Annotated in this window: 15 protein-coding genes; 8 read left to right on the forward strand and 7 right to left on the reverse strand. The window is 40.6% G+C overall.

Annotation, left to right across the window (positions count from 1 at the left end):
- Nucleotides 1–4 precede the first annotated feature (4 nt).
- From ACQ2HE_RS10995 to ACQ2HE_RS11015, 5 genes are all read left to right on the forward strand, one after another.
- Nucleotides 5–1,339 (forward strand): sugar MFS transporter, encoded by a 1,335-nt coding sequence (locus ACQ2HE_RS10995; RefSeq protein WP_430899543.1) that lies wholly within the window; start codon nucleotides 5–7, stop codon nucleotides 1,337–1,339.
- A gap of 6 nt (nucleotides 1,340–1,345) precedes the next feature.
- Nucleotides 1,346–2,122 (forward strand): glucosamine-6-phosphate deaminase, encoded by a 777-nt coding sequence (locus ACQ2HE_RS11000; protein WP_430899541.1) that lies wholly within the window; start codon nucleotides 1,346–1,348, stop codon nucleotides 2,120–2,122.
- A 111-nt stretch (nucleotides 2,123–2,233) separates the two neighbouring features.
- Nucleotides 2,234–3,523 (forward strand): putative oxidoreductase C-terminal domain-containing protein, encoded by a 1,290-nt coding sequence (locus ACQ2HE_RS11005; protein WP_430899539.1) that lies wholly within the window; start codon nucleotides 2,234–2,236, stop codon nucleotides 3,521–3,523.
- A 2-nt stretch (nucleotides 3,524–3,525) separates the two neighbouring features.
- Nucleotides 3,526–4,707 (forward strand): N-acetylglucosamine-6-phosphate deacetylase, encoded by a 1,182-nt coding sequence (nagA, locus tag ACQ2HE_RS11010; RefSeq protein ID WP_430899537.1) that lies wholly within the window; start codon nucleotides 3,526–3,528, stop codon nucleotides 4,705–4,707.
- Between the two features lie 20 nt (nucleotides 4,708–4,727).
- On the forward strand, nucleotides 4,728–5,543 hold the full coding sequence (locus ACQ2HE_RS11015) for an SDR family oxidoreductase (protein ID WP_430899535.1): 816 nt from the start codon (nucleotides 4,728–4,730) through the stop codon (nucleotides 5,541–5,543).
- A 52-nt stretch (nucleotides 5,544–5,595) separates the two neighbouring features.
- Here ACQ2HE_RS11015 and ACQ2HE_RS11020 read toward each other — a convergent pair whose 3' ends face one another.
- Both ACQ2HE_RS11020 and ACQ2HE_RS11025 read right to left on the reverse strand, forming a co-directional pair.
- On the reverse strand, nucleotides 5,596–7,719 hold the full coding sequence (locus ACQ2HE_RS11020) for an alpha-amylase family protein (RefSeq protein ID WP_430899533.1): 2,124 nt from the start codon (nucleotides 7,717–7,719) through the stop codon (nucleotides 5,596–5,598).
- A gap of 133 nt (nucleotides 7,720–7,852) precedes the next feature.
- On the reverse strand, nucleotides 7,853–8,521 hold the full coding sequence (locus ACQ2HE_RS11025) for an ureidoglycolate lyase (protein WP_430899531.1): 669 nt from the start codon (nucleotides 8,519–8,521) through the stop codon (nucleotides 7,853–7,855).
- A gap of 314 nt (nucleotides 8,522–8,835) precedes the next feature.
- On the opposite strand from ACQ2HE_RS11025, the gene ACQ2HE_RS11030 reads away from it, so the two are divergent.
- The 3 genes from ACQ2HE_RS11030 (at nucleotide 8,836) to ACQ2HE_RS11040 (ending at nucleotide 13,226) form a co-directional block, all read left to right on the forward strand.
- Nucleotides 8,836–10,587, forward strand: a complete 1,752-nt coding sequence (locus ACQ2HE_RS11030) for a glycoside hydrolase family 88 protein (protein ID WP_430899529.1) — start codon at nucleotides 8,836–8,838, stop codon at nucleotides 10,585–10,587.
- Nucleotides 10,588–10,630: 43 nt separating this feature from the next.
- A complete protein-coding gene (locus tag ACQ2HE_RS11035) occupies nucleotides 10,631–12,064 on the forward strand; it encodes a T9SS type A sorting domain-containing protein (RefSeq protein ID WP_430899527.1) in 1,434 nt (477 codons plus the stop codon).
- 79 nt (nucleotides 12,065–12,143) lie between these two features.
- On the forward strand, nucleotides 12,144–13,226 hold the full coding sequence (locus ACQ2HE_RS11040; RefSeq protein ID WP_430899525.1) for an acyltransferase family protein: 1,083 nt from the start codon (nucleotides 12,144–12,146) through the stop codon (nucleotides 13,224–13,226).
- Nucleotides 13,227–13,570: 344 nt separating this feature from the next.
- Here the strand turns inward: ACQ2HE_RS11040 and ACQ2HE_RS11045 are convergent, their stop codons facing one another.
- The 5 genes from ACQ2HE_RS11045 to ACQ2HE_RS11065 form a co-directional block, all read right to left on the reverse strand.
- Nucleotides 13,571–14,119 carry a histidine phosphatase family protein gene (locus tag ACQ2HE_RS11045; RefSeq protein ID WP_430899523.1) on the reverse strand — a complete coding sequence of 183 codons (549 nt, stop codon included), beginning with the start codon at nucleotides 14,117–14,119 and terminating at the stop codon, nucleotides 13,571–13,573.
- Nucleotides 14,104–14,868 (reverse strand): adenosylcobinamide-GDP ribazoletransferase, encoded by a 765-nt coding sequence (locus ACQ2HE_RS11050; protein ID WP_430899521.1) that lies wholly within the window; start codon nucleotides 14,866–14,868, stop codon nucleotides 14,104–14,106. The genes ACQ2HE_RS11045 and ACQ2HE_RS11050 overlap by 16 nt, the downstream gene beginning before the upstream one ends.
- A 31-nt stretch (nucleotides 14,869–14,899) precedes the next feature.
- A complete protein-coding gene (cobT, locus tag ACQ2HE_RS11055; RefSeq protein WP_430899519.1) occupies nucleotides 14,900–15,928 on the reverse strand; it encodes a nicotinate-nucleotide--dimethylbenzimidazole phosphoribosyltransferase in 1,029 nt (342 codons plus the stop codon).
- Nucleotides 15,929–15,930: 2 nt separating this feature from the next.
- Nucleotides 15,931–16,674 carry a Dph6-related ATP pyrophosphatase gene (locus ACQ2HE_RS11060; protein ID WP_430899517.1) on the reverse strand — a complete coding sequence of 248 codons (744 nt, stop codon included), beginning with the start codon at nucleotides 16,672–16,674 and terminating at the stop codon, nucleotides 15,931–15,933.
- 99 nt (nucleotides 16,675–16,773) lie between these two features.
- On the reverse strand, nucleotides 16,774–16,923 hold the full coding sequence (locus tag ACQ2HE_RS11065) for a hypothetical protein (RefSeq protein WP_430899515.1): 150 nt from the start codon (nucleotides 16,921–16,923) through the stop codon (nucleotides 16,774–16,776).
- Nucleotides 16,924–16,985 lie beyond the last annotated feature (62 nt).

A 16,985-nucleotide genomic window follows, 5' to 3' on the forward strand; every position in this document is an offset into this window, starting at 1 on the left:
CCATATGTTGCAGGCGAGTGCCTTAAGTAAAAAAGATACGATTGTTTCGATGATCCTCATTGGGGTCTTATTTTTCGTTTTTGGTTTCGTAACATGGGTAAATGCAATTCTCATTCCTTATTTTAAAATTGCTTGTGAACTCAATAATCTTGAATCCTATTTTGTTGCCTTCGCTTTTTACATTTCTTATCTAGTACTTGCAATACCCGCTTCTTTTGTATTAAGAAAATACGGATTTAAAAAAGGCATGATGCTCGGCTTTTTCTTTATGGCAGCAGGCGCGTTTACTTTTATTGTTGCGGCAATAGACAGACAATATTCAGTTTTTTTAGCGGGGCTTTTTTTAATAGGAACCGGATTAACCATTTTGCAAACTGCTGCCAATCCTTATGTAACAGTGTTAGGCGCGAAGGAACGTGCTGCGCAACGAATCAGTATTGTTGGGATATGCAATAAAGGCGCAGGAATTATTGCACCATTACTATTTGCAGCAGTCATCCTGCGTTCTGATGATGCAAGTTTATTCGCCAGAATCCCACAAATGGGAGCGGAAGAACGTGAGATTGTTTTAGACGGCTTAATTCGAAGAGTGATGGTTCCGTATGCCTTGGTAGGAACCGTGTTGGTAATATTGGGCTTGATGGTTCGGTTTTCGCCATTGCCTGAAATAGATACGGAGAAAGAAGATGAAACCGAGGCTGCTGTGAATGCTGATAAAAAGAGTATTGTGGAATTTCCGCATTTGATTTTGGGTGCTATTGCAATTTTTTTGCATGTTGGAACTCAGGTAGTTGCGGTGGATACGGTGATCGGATATGCGGCCTCCATGAATATTCAATTAACTGAAGCTAAAGTTTTTCCTTCTTATATTTTAACTACTACCATAGTAGGATATATCACAGGTATCATTTGTATTCCGAGATTTTTTTCTCAAACGAGTGCCTTGAAAATATGTACAAGTTTGGGAACAGTATTAAGTGTTCTAATTGTATTGGCAGAAGGTACAGTTACTTGGTTGGGTCATACCAGTGATATTAGTTTGATTTTTTTGGTGCTATTAGGCTTGGCCAATTCATTGATTTGGGCAGGCATCTGGCCATTGGCCTTGAACGGATTAGGGCGATTTACAAAGGTAGGGGCCTCCTTATTAGTTATGGGGCTTTGTGGTAATGCCATGTTGCCTTTGGTTTATGGTTACTTCGCAGATCAGTCGAGTCACCGATTAGCTTATTGGGTTCTCCTACCTTGTTACTTGTATTTGCTTTTTTATGCATTCAAAGGACATAAGATTCGAACTTGGAAGCATCGCTCCCTTCCACTAGAATTAGTCAATAAATAATTTGAAATGATTGGAACAACGTTAGCGGGTATGATGAAAGTTAAAATATATGGAACTCGTAAAAAAATGGGTTATGCTGCTGCATCCATGGTTGCAGAACGTATTAGAAACTTACTGCAACAACAAGAAGTGGTGAACATCGTTTTTGCAGCCGCTCCTTCGCAATTGGAAATGCTAGAGGCTTTGAGGAAAGAAGTTGTTGACTGGGAACGAGTGAATGCATTTCACATGGATGAATACATTGGATTGCCTGCGGGTGCGGTTCAAAGTTTTGGATTTTTTTTGAAGAAGGAGCTTTTTTCTCAGCTGCCCTTTAGAAATGTTTTTTATATTAATGGCGCATGCAGTGATCCGCAATCAGAATGTGAACGATATTCGCAGTTGTTGGAAGCTTTTCCAACAGACATCGTATGCATGGGCATTGGAGAGAATGGACATTTGGCCTTTAATGATCCTCCCGTAGCGAATTTTAAGGACCCTGTTAGGGTGAAGATTGTTACATTAGACAATGAATGCCGCCAGCAACAAGTTAATGATGGTTGTTTTCCTAGTTTAGATACGGTACCCGAAAAAGCGATCACACTCACAATTCCGGCTTTAATGGCGGCTGCATATATTAGTTGTGTTGTACCGGGAGAGCGGAAAGCGCAAGCTGTTTACAATACGATGTACGAAAATATTGATACTAGATTTCCTTCAACTGTATTGAGGGAGCACGCCAAGGTAATTTTGTTTTTAGACGAGGCCTCTGCAGCTAAAACAACTTTTATTAAAACAGTTTAAAATTGATTTTAGGTGAAAAACTGGTTCGGAACTTTTAAATGGAGCTTTTGCTTACTAATTGGGGTCATTTCATTTTGTACGAATGCAATGTCCCAAGGTAAAACAAGAATTGTGAAATTGATTACGCTGGATCCAGCACATTTTCATGCGGCATTGATTCAAAAGTCGGCGTACCCAGGGGTAGACTCTACCGTTTATGTTTATGCGCCAGCCAATAGCCAGGCCTTGAAGAATCATCTTTCCCTAATTGAAGGATACAATAAACGTGACAATCGACCAACAAACTGGAATGAAATCGTATACACCGGAAGCGATTATTTTGAGCGAATGTTGAATGAGCGAAAAGGAAATGTAGTTGTGCTCGCGGGAAACAATAAGCTTAAAACCACATATATTTCAAAGGCGGTTGAGGCGAGGATTAATGTGTTTTCCGACAAACCGATGGCCATAAATTCAGCCGGTTTTGAATTGTTAAAAAAGACCTTTGTTCAAGCCGAGCAAAAATCAGTTCTGTTACTGGATATTATGACGGAACGCTACCAGGCCAGTAATGCTTTGCAAAAGGAATTAATGCAATTTCCGGAGTTGTTTGGCACCCTTCTGAAAGGGAGTATTGATCAACCGGCGGTTGAAATGGAAAGTGTTCATCACTTTTTCAAAACTGTTTCAGGGAAACCACTCCAGCGTCCGGAATGGTATTTTGATGTGGAACAGCAAGGAGAAGGGATCGTTGATGTAAGTACACATTTAGTTGATTTGGTTCAATGGCAATGCTTCTACAATCAGCCCCTGGAATACAAAAAAGATATTCAAATACTTAATGCAAAAAGATGGCCTACCGTAATCTCAAAGGAACAATTCACCAAAGTAACAGGAGAAAATTCCTTTCCTGATTATTTGCAAAAAGATATTAAAGCAGGGGCATTGAATGTTTATTCGAATGGTGAAATGATCTATAAAATTAAAGGAGTAGTGGTGAAACTCGCTGCTATCTGGAATTATGAGGCACCTACAGGAGCCGGGGATACTCACTACTCGATCATTAGAGGAACCAAAGCAAATTTAGTGATTCGACAAGGAGCCGAACAAAACTTCCAACCCGAGTTATTCATTGAACCAATAACGATAAGCGAAAGCTATAGAAAGAACTTGGAACTCGTGATAGAAAAATTGGCAAGCAAGTATCCGGGAATAGGATTGGAAAAAACAGACAAAGGATGGCGCATTTTAATTCCATCATCTTTGCAATTAGATCATGAAACCACTTTTTCGAAAGTTGTATTGAAGTATATAGATTATTTGAACAAGAATTCTGTTCCTAAGTGGGAAAAGCAAGCGCTGTTGGCTAAGTATTTTACTACCACTGAAGCGCTGAAATGGGCACTCAAATTGAATCCTTAGTCATGTCGAAAATCAACATCATCAATGGTACCGTAATTTCTGAGCACGGATTGATTCCTGGAGGTCAAGTAATTGTCGACAATGGTAAAATCAGCGCGGTAAACTCAATTGCAGAACCTGTTTTGGATGCGCAAACAATTGATGCAAGTGGATTGTACGTAAGTCCTGGGTTTATCGATATTCATGTTCACGGTGGCGCAGGATTCGATTTTATGGATGGAACCGAAGAGGCATTTTTAGCCATTGCAGAATTGCACGCTCAGTTTGGAACAACTGCGATGCTTCCTACCACATTGTCAGGGTCTAAAGAAGAGTTATTGGACACGCTCAACGCTTATCGGAATGCATCAAAAATGAACAAGAAAGGAGCTTCTTTTATCGGATTGCACTTGGAAGGCCCCTATTTTGCGATGAGTCAGCGCGGAGCACAAGATCCCCAATTCATACGTGATCCGAATCCGATCGAGTACAAAGAAATACTAGCGTTGGGGCCCTTTATTAAACGTTGGAGTGCAGCACCTGAATTGGAAGGCGCTTTAGAATTTGGCCGGTTTTTAGTGTCAAAAGGTGTTTTACCCTCTATGGCGCATACTGATGCCATATATGAAGAAGCAGTTGAAGCATTTAAGAATGGGTATTCGCTTGCTACACATTTTTATTCAGCCATGTCGGGTGTTACAAGAAGAAATGCATTTCGTTATGCAGGTGTAATTGAAGCCGGATATATGATTGATGAAATGGATGTAGAAATCATTGCCGATGGTGTTCATTTGCCGGAGCCATTACTCAGAATGGTTGTTAAATTCAAAGATCCATCGAGAATAATTTTGATTACCGATGCCATGCGAGCTGCAGGATTGAATACTACCGAATCTATTCTTGGTAGTATTAAAAATGGGATGCATGTATTAATAGAAGACGGTGTTGCCAAACTGCCAGATCGTTCAGCATTTGCAGGAAGTGTAGCTACTGCAGATCGATTGGTGCGAACCATGCTATCTAAAACAAGTCTTGATCTTGTGTCTGTTGTAAAGATGATAACAGAGAACCCTGCTCGTGTAATGAATGTTTTGCACTCCAAAGGCAGTTTAAAGGAAGGAAAAGATGCCGATATTGTACTTTTCGATGACACAATTTCGATAAAAGCTACCTTCGTTGAAGGGAGATTGATCTACTCCAAATAAGCTAATTAAATTGATTGAACATGTCTGAATTGTTTTCACTTAAGGGAAAACTTATTGTAGTGACCGGAGCTACCGGAATTTTGGGAAAAGAGTTTGTGAAATCCATTGCTGAGGCCGGTGGCATCGTTGGTGTTTTGGGTAGGAACAAGGAAGTGGCGGAGCAACGGGTTGCTGAAGTTAAATCCCGTGGGGGAGAAGCTTTTACACTTGTTGCTGATGTTCTAAAAGAAGAGCAACTGAAAGACGCAAGAGATTTTGTGATAGATAATTATGGCCGTATCGACGGACTCGTGAACGCTGCCGGTGGGAATCAACCCGCAGCAGTTGTTCAACCACAGCAAGATGTTTTTCAATTAAACATGGAAGCCTTGCAACAAGTAATGCAGTTGAATTTGTTTGGGACATTATTGCCTACTCAAATATTTGGAGAGTCCATCAAAAATTCGGGAGGAGGAAGTATAGTAAATATCTCTTCGGTATCTGCACATCAAGCCTTAACACGGGTATTGGGGTATAGTTTGTCGAAGGCAGCGATTGATTGTTATACCCGTTGGTTTGCAACTGAACTTGCGGCTCGATATGGAGATGCTATACGAATGAATGCCATCATGCCGGGTTTCTTTTTGACTGAACAAAATAAAACTCTTCTAACCAATACAGATGGAAGTTATACCGAACGAGCCAATAAGATCATTGCCAATACTCCTTTTAATAGATTAGGGAATCCAACAGAATTGGTTGGTGCGCTGATCTGGTTATTGAGTGATGCCTCAAAATTCGTAACTGGGACCGTAGTTGCGGTAGATGGAGGTTTTACTGCTTTTACAGGAGTATAAAAAAAAAGAGGGAAGAATCCCTCCTTTTACGTATAGAATATATATGAGAAAACTACTTGGGTTGCACAACTGCATAGATTTCCACTCCAGTTAAATCTACATTTAAGGTTGTTTTGTTCGCAGCATATTGGGCTACACGCACAGTTCTTTTCTCTGCTTTTAGCTCAGGGCTCATCGCGGTCATTTCCGGTATAGAAAAGCGACTCGTATTGATTTCGTATTGAAGCTGATTATTAGTTATTGGACTTTTCAGGTCTTTCATAAGCGGTATGTCCGACAAATCTTTTACATTGTCTGCAACAGCTTCCAGCGAAGTATTCATGAAATGCAGAACCGGTTTTTTATTGAAGAAACGCAGTTTTACTGACCATCTTGGATCACCTGACACCTGTTTTATAACCGGGTGAAAGATGCCGGCTTGAATCATTTTTTTCAAAGGCTCACCATTTATTGACGAGTCAATGATGCGAAGGTTTTTGTATTTTGCTCCGATCAATTCTTTTGACAGGGGAGATTTTCTAACGAATCCTTTTTCATCATGTGTTCCAAAAGGCAATGCCATCCAAGCTTTTCCACCTTTACTTAAATAGGATTTTAGTGCAATGAATTGTTGATCGGAAACACATCCCACTCCGTCCAATACCATGGGAGTATCAGATTGCTGCAGTTGATTGGCATCAGCCAATTCTTCGGATCTTACAAAGCGATAGCCAACATTGTTTCTAACAAGTTGTATGCTCCAGTTTTTGGAACGGTCCCAATGCTCATTCCCTTTTTCATCTCGCCAACCATTTTCTCTGCAGTAATAATTGTTTACGACTCTAATTTCAACTAAATCAGATCCTTCTCTAAAGTACCAATCGCTGTGCTTTTTTTCCCAATTGTTAGAAGCACTGATCGCATCTTCTGCTTCTAAGGCATTTTTAGGATCTTCCTCCAAACGTCCATTCAGGGTACTGCTCCAATTCGAAACTCCCCAAAATCTTCCTAAAGCCCAACCCATATACGCACCTTTTTCAAACAGTGCATAACTCAAGGCGATGGCAGGTGCATTGTTCCTTTTTTCCGCAATGTCCTTTTGATGCATAGCTTCCGCATCCATTTGCACCCAATCGGCATTAAGAATATTGGTTCCTACATTTTCCAACATGAAAATATCTAAATAGGGCGCCATTTTTTCTAGATCTAATGCTACAGCATTTAAGACGATTGGGCCTGTGTTCGAGCAACAAGTCATCAACGGCTTTTCTCCCAAAATTTCTTTGATCATTTTAATGTGATCGCGGACTGAATCGGATTTCATTCTCAGCCAATCGCGGTAGGCGGGATTGGCGTAGTTGCCCCATTCGAGATTGGTCTTATTAGTCATATCACCAAAGAAGGCTTTGTCCCCAAATGAAGGGATTTCGTGTCCATAATCCCTTTTAAATCGCTCTCTACAGTACTGACAACCACAAGTAGTGTTTCCCGGATACGAGCACATATCGTCTACTTCCACTCCATCGAATGGAACATCCGAAAAGAGTCTTCGCAAATATTTTGCGTGCATCTCAAGAAACTTGGGATTGTTATGACAGAAAGCTTCGTATTGGTATTGACTTGCATAACCTCTGCTGCCGTCTCTTAGATCAACTTCACAAATTTCTTGAAAATACACCCCTTCGTATTGTGCGAATTTTGCCGCTTTTTGATCGGGGAATAGCAATACAGCCAAACGCTCATATTTATGGATGAATTTGAAATCGGCTTCAGAACGTGGTCTTGAAACATGATTACACGAATAGTGATCCATAAACCGAACTCCATTTTTGTGTAGTTCTTCTATTACTGTTGAATAATACCCATGCAATTGAGAGAAATAGTTGGAAAAATCGAATCGGTTATGAAATCCAAAATTGATTGCAGTATCAATTCCTGCTTTTGCAAATGCTTCTGCTCTTCTTTTTATTTTATCGATTACCTGTTTTTGTGGCCATTGAATATCCTCCAATGCACACCACCAGCTCGCTGCTCTATTCGGTACAAAACCGGCAGTTGTGAATGCATTTGTATTTTGAATGGGCTGTGGATCTAATGGAGGGTAATACATTGCAGACAACGTATTTGATAGACTGAGTCCGGTGCCTGCCAGCGCGGTCAACTTTAAAAACTGTCTTCTGTTAGAAGCTTCACTCATAGCAAGTTTTTTGAATCGGTTTACCCAAATCTAACCGATCAAATCATGCATGTTCTCCAATATTAAGCTCAATGTGTATATTTTTTTAACCAATTTCGAAATTTGCTGTCGGTAATTTGGTGCTTAAAGTAGACTACCCAAGAATAAGCTCTGGGAGCTTGCTTAAATCAATCTCCAACAAACAACCAAACTCTCTCGCGAAATCTACCGATACACGTGCATGCACAGCTCCTTGCTTGTCGAGAAAGCGCTGTTTGCCTTTGATTGCAAAAACGCCTTCGTGCCAGATATTGGCATGAATGTAAAGTCCTTTATTGGCCGGTACTAGAAAACAGATGAAGTTTTCCGGTTGAATATCGTCGCCGGGTAATGCTACCGGTACTAAATAGGGTTGATCTTGAAGTGGAAAAAACAATTGTCCTCCATCGGGGTGGTAGTTCGCATGCCAAAGTAAAATGGATTGGGGTGTTTCAGAATGATCTTCTTTGCATGCTTCCGGTAACTTCGCATAGCCAAGTATGTAATGTCCGCCTACTGCTTCATTTTTTCCATACAATAAATCGCCTTTCCATTCACTACTGAAAATACCTTCTTTGGTGCCACCTTCATCCCCCGAATCTGTGTCCACCGGGCGCCAGCCTTGTGCCGGCCATCGAGTAATCTCAATTTTACAAGCATTTGCTTCTGAAATAAGTTGACCATAGCCTTTTACGCTTTCCTCAGTAGCTACAACTATTGGAATTTGAAACTTTTGTAGGTTGTGAGGCAAATTAGGTTGTAAGTAGTTTGGGTTGGCGTTCATTTTTAATGCAAACTACCAATTAGTGATAACCGCTAGATGATCAATTTATTAAGAAATTGTTTTCAAATTATTGGATTTAATGGTTGAGCATTGAAAATGTAGGGACAACTTTATTAAAAAATTTAAAAATGCCGCGGTTTACAAGGGATATATAAAGACCTTATTGATACAATCTTAACCTGTTATTGTCTTATTTGGACCTTTATATACTTACTAAGGGTAAATTCCTGTTTCTTGTAATTGCAATTATTAAACCAACGGAGTACTTTTCGGTCTCAAGAACGAACGGTACTTTTTAAACTGATCCCTTACCTATGAAACAAGTATTTACCTGCTTATTTCTTATTGTTTCCTCCTTCGTTTTCGGACAAACTTCGCCGAATAGTACCTGGTCTGTGAAATTTTCCAATGCCATGGTTGCTCGTTATCAGCCAAACATCAATAATTTAACCAGCAAAGGATGGGAGTATTCCAATACCATTATCACACATGGTATGGAGAAAGTGTACAATCAAGTCACCGATTCTACCAAGTATCTCAACTACATTCAAACATACGTAGATGCCTATGTGAATTCATCGGGTGTGATCAGTGCTACCGTCAATAGTTTAGACAGAACACATCCGGGTATTTCATTATTGTTTTTGTATGAGAAGACCGGTGCTACAAAATATAGAACAGCAGCGCAAACACTTCGCAATATGTATGTGGGCGCTTCTGCAACTTATCCCAAAACCGCTACCGGAGGTATTTTCTGGCATAAGAACAATGGTTCTTACAATAATATTATTTTGATCGATGGTATTTATATGTTGCATCCTTTTCTTGCCAAGTACGGCTCTCTGTTTAGTGATGCCGCCGCTATTGATACCGCCGTTAATCAAACACTTTATATCTACAATCAGCTCTACGATCCAACTACAAAACTGATCAAGCATGCGTGGAATTCTACCAAAACAGAAACTTGGGCGAACGCCACTACCGGAAATTCACCGAGCGTTTGGTCTAGAGGCATGGGATGGTTTTGCATGGCTTTGGTAGATATTATGAAGTATGTTCCTAGTGGTCACTCAAAGAGAGCACAATTAATTACTGCTATTTCGAACCTGGCACAAGGCATTCAAACCTATCAAGATGCAACAACCGGAATGTGGTACCAAGTTGTTGATAAGGGAAGTAGTTTGTCTGGCAACTATTTGGAAACCACCGGATCAGCCATGTTTGTGTACATGTTGAAAGTGGCATCCGATAGTGGCTGGATCAGCAATTCCTACAATACAGTAGCTACAAAGGCATGGAATTATATGAAGAACACCTCTAACGGAGTGATCGATGTTTATTCGGATACTTATCCGCGTATCAATGATTTTGCTCCTGCCATGAGTGTACAAAGTTCAGATGCCAATTATGTGCAAGCTTCATTACAAGGAGTTTCTACACCGGGTACAACGCATCCACATGGATATGCTGCTATTTTAATGGCGGCTTCTGTTATGGAGTTTCCATTGAGTTCATCCTTGCCCATCCATTTTGTAAGTTTTACTGCGCAACAAAAGTCAGGGTCTGTAAAACTGTCCTGGGAAAATGGCGATGATTCGCAAGTAGAATACTACGAAATACAACGTTCAAACAATGCTATTAAGTTTGAAACCATTGGAAGCCTTCCATCTAATAAAGGATCGATCTACCAATTTGCAGATCCGAATCCGCTTAAGGGTACCGTTTATTATCGAATTAGAACGGTTGGGTTGGTAGAAAAAGAGGTTTATAGTAAAACCATTAGTGTACGCGCAACTACAAGTGGTTCCGGAGCTTTGGCCGTGTATCCGAATCCAACACAAAATGGTCAATTGCAGTTTGTTTGGTCGCCCGAAACAGAAGGAACCTATCAAATTGTATTGGTAAATGCACTTGGACTAGCAGTGAAGCAAGAATGGGTTTCCGGAGCAGAAGGAGTGAAGTCGGAATTGTGGGATGTATCGCGTTTGGCAAAAGGTGCTTATTTTTTAACCGTAAGAAAGAATCATTCAACTATAGATCGTAAGACCGTAATTATTTCAAGATGATGAAGTGAAGAAAGGAATCGTTACACTTCTAATCAACAACCCTATGAAGTCGATTATTAAAAAAGTCGTTTATGTGATTGCTCTAGTGGCGGTCCAGAAAGCGCAAGCTCAAATTTGTACGAACAATACAGATACCCTGTATAGTTTGAATTCCATTTCGGGTAGTGGATCCGGACAAATTATAGCGATCAATAAAAACAACGCAGGCACAGCTACTATAGGTTCTCCGGCGTCGTCTTCTGCCAATGCTAATGGCTTGGGCTATAGTACCTTGGACGGGAAGTTTTATTTCTTCAATCAAACCGGGTCTGGTACAACCGAGTTTATTTCCTACAACCCGATATCAGGAACAAAAGTAAGTTTAGCAATACCTAGCTCGCCTGCTATTCCTACCGGTCAAAAAATACGGTCCGGAGCGGTAAGTAATAATGGCTTGGGATACTATACTATTTATCCGGGAGCCACCACTGCGCAAGGATATCCTACTACCAATCCGGCTTTTTATTACTATAGTATTGGTGGGAACACGTGGACTTTATTAACGCAATCCTTTAAGGACGCATCCGGCAATACTGTTGCCGAGATCAAAAATCTCAACTCGGGGGATATGGCATTTGATGGAAGCGGAAATTTGTGGATGCTGGTTTCGAACTCCGCAAACTATGCACTCTACAGAATTAAAGCTCCTTTGCCTACTACTGCTGTTGCCAGTGTTACTGTTGATACAATTCTGTCATCAAGAGCAACACCGGGCGGTGTAAGTTTTACAGGAATTGCCTTTAACTCTGTTGGAGATTTGTTTCTTTCAACCGGTTCCTATACAGTAGCACCGGGCGTGGCCGGTAATAACCAATTGTATCGAATGGTAACGCCCTCTACCCCGTTAACAACTATAGGTACCCTTCCAAACGGCTACGGCGATGATCTCACTTCCTGCGCTTTACCACTGGGTGTATTAAGCGGAAACTATATTCAATTGAAACTACAAGCAAGTTCCGATGCCATCAATGTGCAATGGAATGTGGGTGACGAAAGCTTGATAAGCCGCTATGAACTTGAATACAGTAATGATGGGATCAACTGGAATAAAATATACAGCACATCAAAAGCAGAAGGATACTATACTTATAAACATGTTGGATTCAAATCGGGATACGATTTCTACCGCGTGAAAGAAGTGCTGGTTTCGGGTAATGCAGTTTATTCTGAAATACAAAAAGTGTATTTGCCATTGGTGAAGTCTATTACTGTTGGACCCAACCCTGTTCATGATCTTTTGCAAGTAAATACTGAAGGCTATTCGGATATTCGATCTTATAAAATTCTCAATCAAACCGGACAAACGATTAAGTCTGGAAGATTGCAAGAAGGCAGCACTCAGATCAATTGCTCGTCTTTAACGAAAGGTATGTATTTTGTTCAAATTATTAATACTGATGGACTGTCTATAGGTTCATATAAAATTGTGAAACTATAGATAGGATACAGAAAGTCTTCGATGGGTAGTCTGGAGTATAAGTTTTAGTTTTGAAGCACTAAATACCAGACTCACTCACTTGAAGAAATTTGATGCACTTACGGGAATCAGAGCCATAGCAGCCTGCATGGTTTTCTTGTATCACAATCGAAAGTATTGGCGCGATCAGTTGCATCCGGAACTGTTGCGTTTGATCAACGAAATGAATACTGGGGTAAGCTTATTTTTTGTATTGAGCGGTTTTTTAATTGCTTATACCTATCAATCGAAACCGGCAGCATCTCTCAAAGACTACTCTCGCTATTTACTTCAACGCGTTGCTCGAATTTACCTCATTTATGTTTTGATCTTGATTGCCTACTATTGTGATCCTGGCTTTGGAAAGGGAGAAGCCACTTGGCTTACGTTTAGTTTGGTGCACGGACTTTCGAGTCAGTATAATTTGTATGGATTAGGACAGGCCTGGTCGTTGACTGTTGAAATGTGTTTTTATATAATGGCTCCATTTATGGTGCTATGGTTGCAAAAGAGCCGTTGGCTTTTTGTTCTTGGAATTGTATTGATTGTGCTAACCATGGCAGGAATAGGGTATTCATTGGATCATACCAGCTTACGAAAAGATCATTTTCTATGGCCGCTCGATTTTCTAGCCAATGGAACCTTAGCCGGATATATAGCTGAGTTCTCTATCGGGATTCTATTGGCTGCTTATTTGAGAAGCGTTGAAACTCCAAAGCCATTGAAGTTGAAAAACAGTTCTATTCTACTTTTTCTTGCTTTGTTTGCTTGGCTCTATTTTATTGGGTTGTTTCAATCCAATGTGTATGATCATGGCACAGCACATTGGCCAGGTAAATTGATGTTGAGTATTGGCTTTAGTTCAACTGCGGCCTTACTGTTCTACAGTTTGATTACAACCGATTCGTGGTTTTCTCGTTTTCTTTCAAGTAAACCGATGATTCTATTGGGAAATGCTTCGTTTGTATTTTATCTGGTTCATATCAGCTATGTCAACCTAAAGATCAGATCATGGTTCTTGCTTCCTGATCGAAACTTTGTAGTACTCTGGCTGCTTTCGATCGTATTGTATCTTTTTATTGAAAAGCCGTTTTATGGTTTTGTGCGGAAGCGGATTAAGAATGAAACAGCCGGGAGTAATTAATAATTAACAATTAATAATTAATAATTAATAATGAAACAGCCGGCAGTCAGGTTGATTGGAAATCGGGTTTTAATCTGTGGCAATCTGTTATAATCTGCGGGATTTGTGGTCAAGAAAGGAAGGTTGCTACAGCCTCTCTTTGTGTACCTTTTCTCTCTTCTCTAACCTTTGCGAATTCCAAGCAGCGCAGCTGCACAAAACTTAAAAACTTAAAAACTCAAAAACTCAAAACTTGATCTAAAGGTTATCTGTGGTTTCAAAAACCCTTCGCGACATCTCCGCACGCTTTGCGGTGAACTTCGAAACTTAAACACGAAGCAATGATAATACATCGATATCAAAAATCATTCTTCATAACGAACTACAATCACTTCCCCATAACCAACCGAATACAAACTAAAAGCCTCCGCCAATGCAGTACCATTCACTGCCGTCAGTATCGAACGAATGACACCGGCATGTGTGAATACCGCAATTTTATTGGCTGACTCAGGCAAATCATCCAGAAACGACAAAGCCCTTACATGCAGGTCCATATTGCTTTCCCCATTCGGAGTTCGCTTGTTCACAAAATCTTCCATCCAAGGTTGTAAGTCGGCTTGATTGATCTCATTCCAGGCTATCAATTCCCAATCTCCAAAATGCAATTCTTTCAGTCGTTGCTCAAGTCGCACTTGCAACAACGGGTATTGCAAACTTTGGATATGATCGGCTAAGTGGCGACAACGTTTTAAGGGGCTACTGTAAATAATGTCAATATCATCCGGTAATTGATCAATGATACCGGATACGCTCATTCGAAATTCTTCCGGTTTAATATCGATATCGGCTTGCCCATAGCAAATTCCTTTTTCTATTGCAGGTTCTGTATGTCGTACTAAATAAATTTCCATAGCATAAAGGCATTGAGGTAAAAGCAAAGCTCTGCCACTTGTTGAATGGCGCCTAGGCAATCGCCGGTGTATCCACCGATCCATTTAATAAAGTATCGACGCAAATACAAGGTTGATAAAATTGGTAGGAGTACAGATAGCAGTAAAGCAGGACGATTAAACAAAGCCAAAGGTAGCACCCCAAAAATCACTGCTTTCCAAATCTCACTCTTCGTAATACTCTTTGCTAAGGGTTTTGCCTTTGCAACTTCATTTTCTCGAACATATTGCGAAGTACTGACCATAATAATGGGGCATAGCCTTGAGAACACATGACCGGTGAAAATTAGGATCAGTATCGAAGGATAATTAACCGAATTGAGAACAGAAAATTTTAAGAGAAACAAACAGATCAGTCCAATAGTGCCATAAGCCCCCATTCTACTGTCTTTCATGATGTCCAGTATCTTCTCTTTGGTCCAACCTCCACCAAAACCATCACACATATCTGCAAAACCGTCTTCATGGAAAGCGCCTGTTGTTAAAATAGAAGCGATGAAACTAATGGCGACTGCAATGCTGTGATTGAACAAATTATTTGCAATATAGAAACTGAGGACTGCAATTCCCCCTACAATCCAGCCTACAAAAGGAAAATAGCCGGTGGCCTTGTTAAGTAGCTCGGGGTTGTGATCGATGTTTTTCGGCACCGGTATTCGGGTGTAAAACATCAAAGCAGTGAAGAAAATTTGCAACTCTCTTTTAAGCATGGTATTGATTTTATAGAGCCAAACTATTGGTTTATGCTCCCAAAGCCATCACATCTTCTAAGCTCGCCATTTCATTTAACATGATTACTGCAGACTTAATCAACGGCATAGCAAGAGCGGCCCCGGTTCCTTCACCCAAACGCATTCCCAAGTTCAGTAAAGCTTGTTGATCTAAATAATTCAACATCTTTCCATGCCCTTTTTCTCCGCTGCAATGGGCGAATATACAGGATTCAAGAATAGCCGGATTGATAGCATGTGCCAATAATAAGGCTGCGGTGCTGATGAACCCATCAACAACAATGGTGGCTTTTCGATCGTAAGCTTCGAGATAGGCGCCTGTCATCATGGCTATTTCAAAACCACCCACTGCCGACAGTATTTGATATGCGTCTTTAGACTGCAATGCCTCTCGATGCATTGCAGCTACTTGTGTTAAAATAGTTTTCTTAATAGCCAACTGTTCCTCGCTGCTCCCTGTTCCTTTACCAATACATTCGTCTAATGGTATTTCGGTAACGGCGTTCATGATCAATGCAGCACTCGAGCTATTTGAAATCCCCATTTCTCCAAAACCTATCAAATTGCATCCGCTCTTAATGATGGATGCGGTTATTTGCTGACCTGTTTTGATGGCTTGATTTACTTCCAATAGGCTCATAGCCGGGGCCTCTAGATAACAAGCTGTACCGAAGCCAATTTTAGCATCGATAAAGAGAGAAGAAGATTTTAAGTTGCTTAGATCTGCATTTACACCGGCATCTACCACAACCAAAGTGATTTGATTGCTTTTGCAGAAACTGTTGATAGCGGCACCTCCTTGACTAAAATTGCGCACCATAAGAGCCGTGATTGACTGTGGATAGGGATTGACCAATCCTTTGGTGGCAATGCCATGATCTCCTGCAAACACTACAATCGTAGGATTCTGAATTACCGGATGCTCAGTACCTTGTACCATCGCTACTTTATGTGCGATGGATTCCAGCATTCCAAGAGAACCCGGCGGTTTGGCTTTGTTGTCTATTTTTCTTTGAACGCGATTCAATAATGTTGACATGCTCATTTCTTTTTTTCAATTTCGATAAACCAAAACCCCTTGGTACCTATATCGGGAATAGGAGTAGGGTGATCATTGGCGCGAAGTTCCAATGCCTTATAGGTTTTCTCTTTTGATTCAATAGGGATTAGCTGACTAAAAATCGGGCCTTTAAAACAGAAGCTATGAAATTCGCCATTTTCGCCACAGGGATCTACGTTTTCGGGAAGGTCTTCTATGAATTGGTGATCGATTGTTCTTCCAACCCACGATTCATTCAAATACCCGTCGTTGATACAACAGATCATTGTTTCGAATCCTGAACTTAGAAAATCTTGCACCAATTGATGCGTATCTTTTTTCCACAAAGGGAAAAGACAACTCATGCCAATGCTTGCCATTTTTTCTTCCCTATAACTGCGAAGGTCTTCCAAAAAAATATCTCCAAAGGCGATGGTGTTAATTCCTCTTGCTTTCAGCAACAAGAGTGCTTCGTTCATAGCTTTTTCATAGGATTGATTGTCGGCTTCGTATACATACACTTTTATCAATGGAAGTCCAATGGCAGCAGCCTGTGCTTCAATCAATTCTTCTTTTACGCCGTGCATCGACAAGCGTTTGAAATTGCCATTGATAGTGCTTAATAAATAGGCAACTTCGTATTGTTCGCTTTGTTGCAATTGATACAAGGCATAGGAGCTGTCCTTCCCTCCACTCCAAGCTAATGCGATTTTTTCTTTTTGAAGGTTGGTTGAAGCTATGGTCATGTTTACTATAGATTTCACTAGTAGATTATAAAATGTTGTTCACTGCAGAGTGCGCCAAGACCGCTGAGAAGTCGCGAAGCCCTCATCTTCACCTATCCTTTAATCTTTTAATCCTGATCCTTTTTTTACCGCAGCGTCCTTCGACAAGCTCAGGAACCAGCGCAGCGATCGCAGCGAAAACGCAGCGAAAAACTCAAACCTCTGTGCCTCCTTGGTTTTTATTCCACTGCGGTGTGGCTTTTCGTCCATAAGTAAACAACTTTTCGGAAATCGATCCCTTTCAAAAAAGAAGCACAGTTGATCACTGTGCT

The sequence above is a fragment of the Endoryza foliicola genome, from assembly GCF_050589245.1.
GTDB classification, from domain to species: Bacteria; Bacteroidota; Bacteroidia; order Chitinophagales; family Chitinophagaceae; genus Endoryza; species Endoryza foliicola.

Excerpts from the sequence above, each read along its gene's own strand:
- cobT (WP_430899519.1), bottom strand. The coding sequence starts at position 15,928 with ATGTCAACATTATTGAATCGCGTTCAAAGAAAAATAGACAACAAAGCC.
- ACQ2HE_RS11030 (WP_430899529.1), top strand. The coding sequence starts at position 8,836 with ATGAAACAAGTATTTACCTGCTTATTTCTTATTGTTTCCTCCTTCGTT.
- ACQ2HE_RS11045 (WP_430899523.1), bottom strand. The coding sequence starts at position 14,119 with ATGGAAATTTATTTAGTACGACATACAGAACCTGCAATAGAAAAAGGA.
- nagA (WP_430899537.1), top strand. The coding sequence starts at position 3,526 with ATGTCGAAAATCAACATCATCAATGGTACCGTAATTTCTGAGCACGGA.
- ACQ2HE_RS10995 (WP_430899543.1), top strand. The coding sequence starts at position 5 with ATGTTGCAGGCGAGTGCCTTAAGTAAAAAAGATACGATTGTTTCGATG.
- ACQ2HE_RS11050 (WP_430899521.1), bottom strand. The coding sequence starts at position 14,868 with ATGCTTAAAAGAGAGTTGCAAATTTTCTTCACTGCTTTGATGTTTTAC.
- ACQ2HE_RS11065 (WP_430899515.1), bottom strand. The coding sequence starts at position 16,923 with ATGGACGAAAAGCCACACCGCAGTGGAATAAAAACCAAGGAGGCACAG.
- ACQ2HE_RS11035 (WP_430899527.1), top strand. The coding sequence starts at position 10,631 with ATGAAGTCGATTATTAAAAAAGTCGTTTATGTGATTGCTCTAGTGGCG.
- ACQ2HE_RS11020 (WP_430899533.1), bottom strand. The coding sequence starts at position 7,719 with ATGAGTGAAGCTTCTAACAGAAGACAGTTTTTAAAGTTGACCGCGCTG.
- ACQ2HE_RS11060 (WP_430899517.1), bottom strand. The coding sequence starts at position 16,674 with ATGACCATAGCTTCAACCAACCTTCAAAAAGAAAAAATCGCATTAGCT.
- ACQ2HE_RS11015 (WP_430899535.1), top strand. The coding sequence starts at position 4,728 with ATGTCTGAATTGTTTTCACTTAAGGGAAAACTTATTGTAGTGACCGGA.
- ACQ2HE_RS11000 (WP_430899541.1), top strand. The coding sequence starts at position 1,346 with ATGATTGGAACAACGTTAGCGGGTATGATGAAAGTTAAAATATATGGA.
- ACQ2HE_RS11025 (WP_430899531.1), bottom strand. The coding sequence starts at position 8,521 with ATGAACGCCAACCCAAACTACTTACAACCTAATTTGCCTCACAACCTA.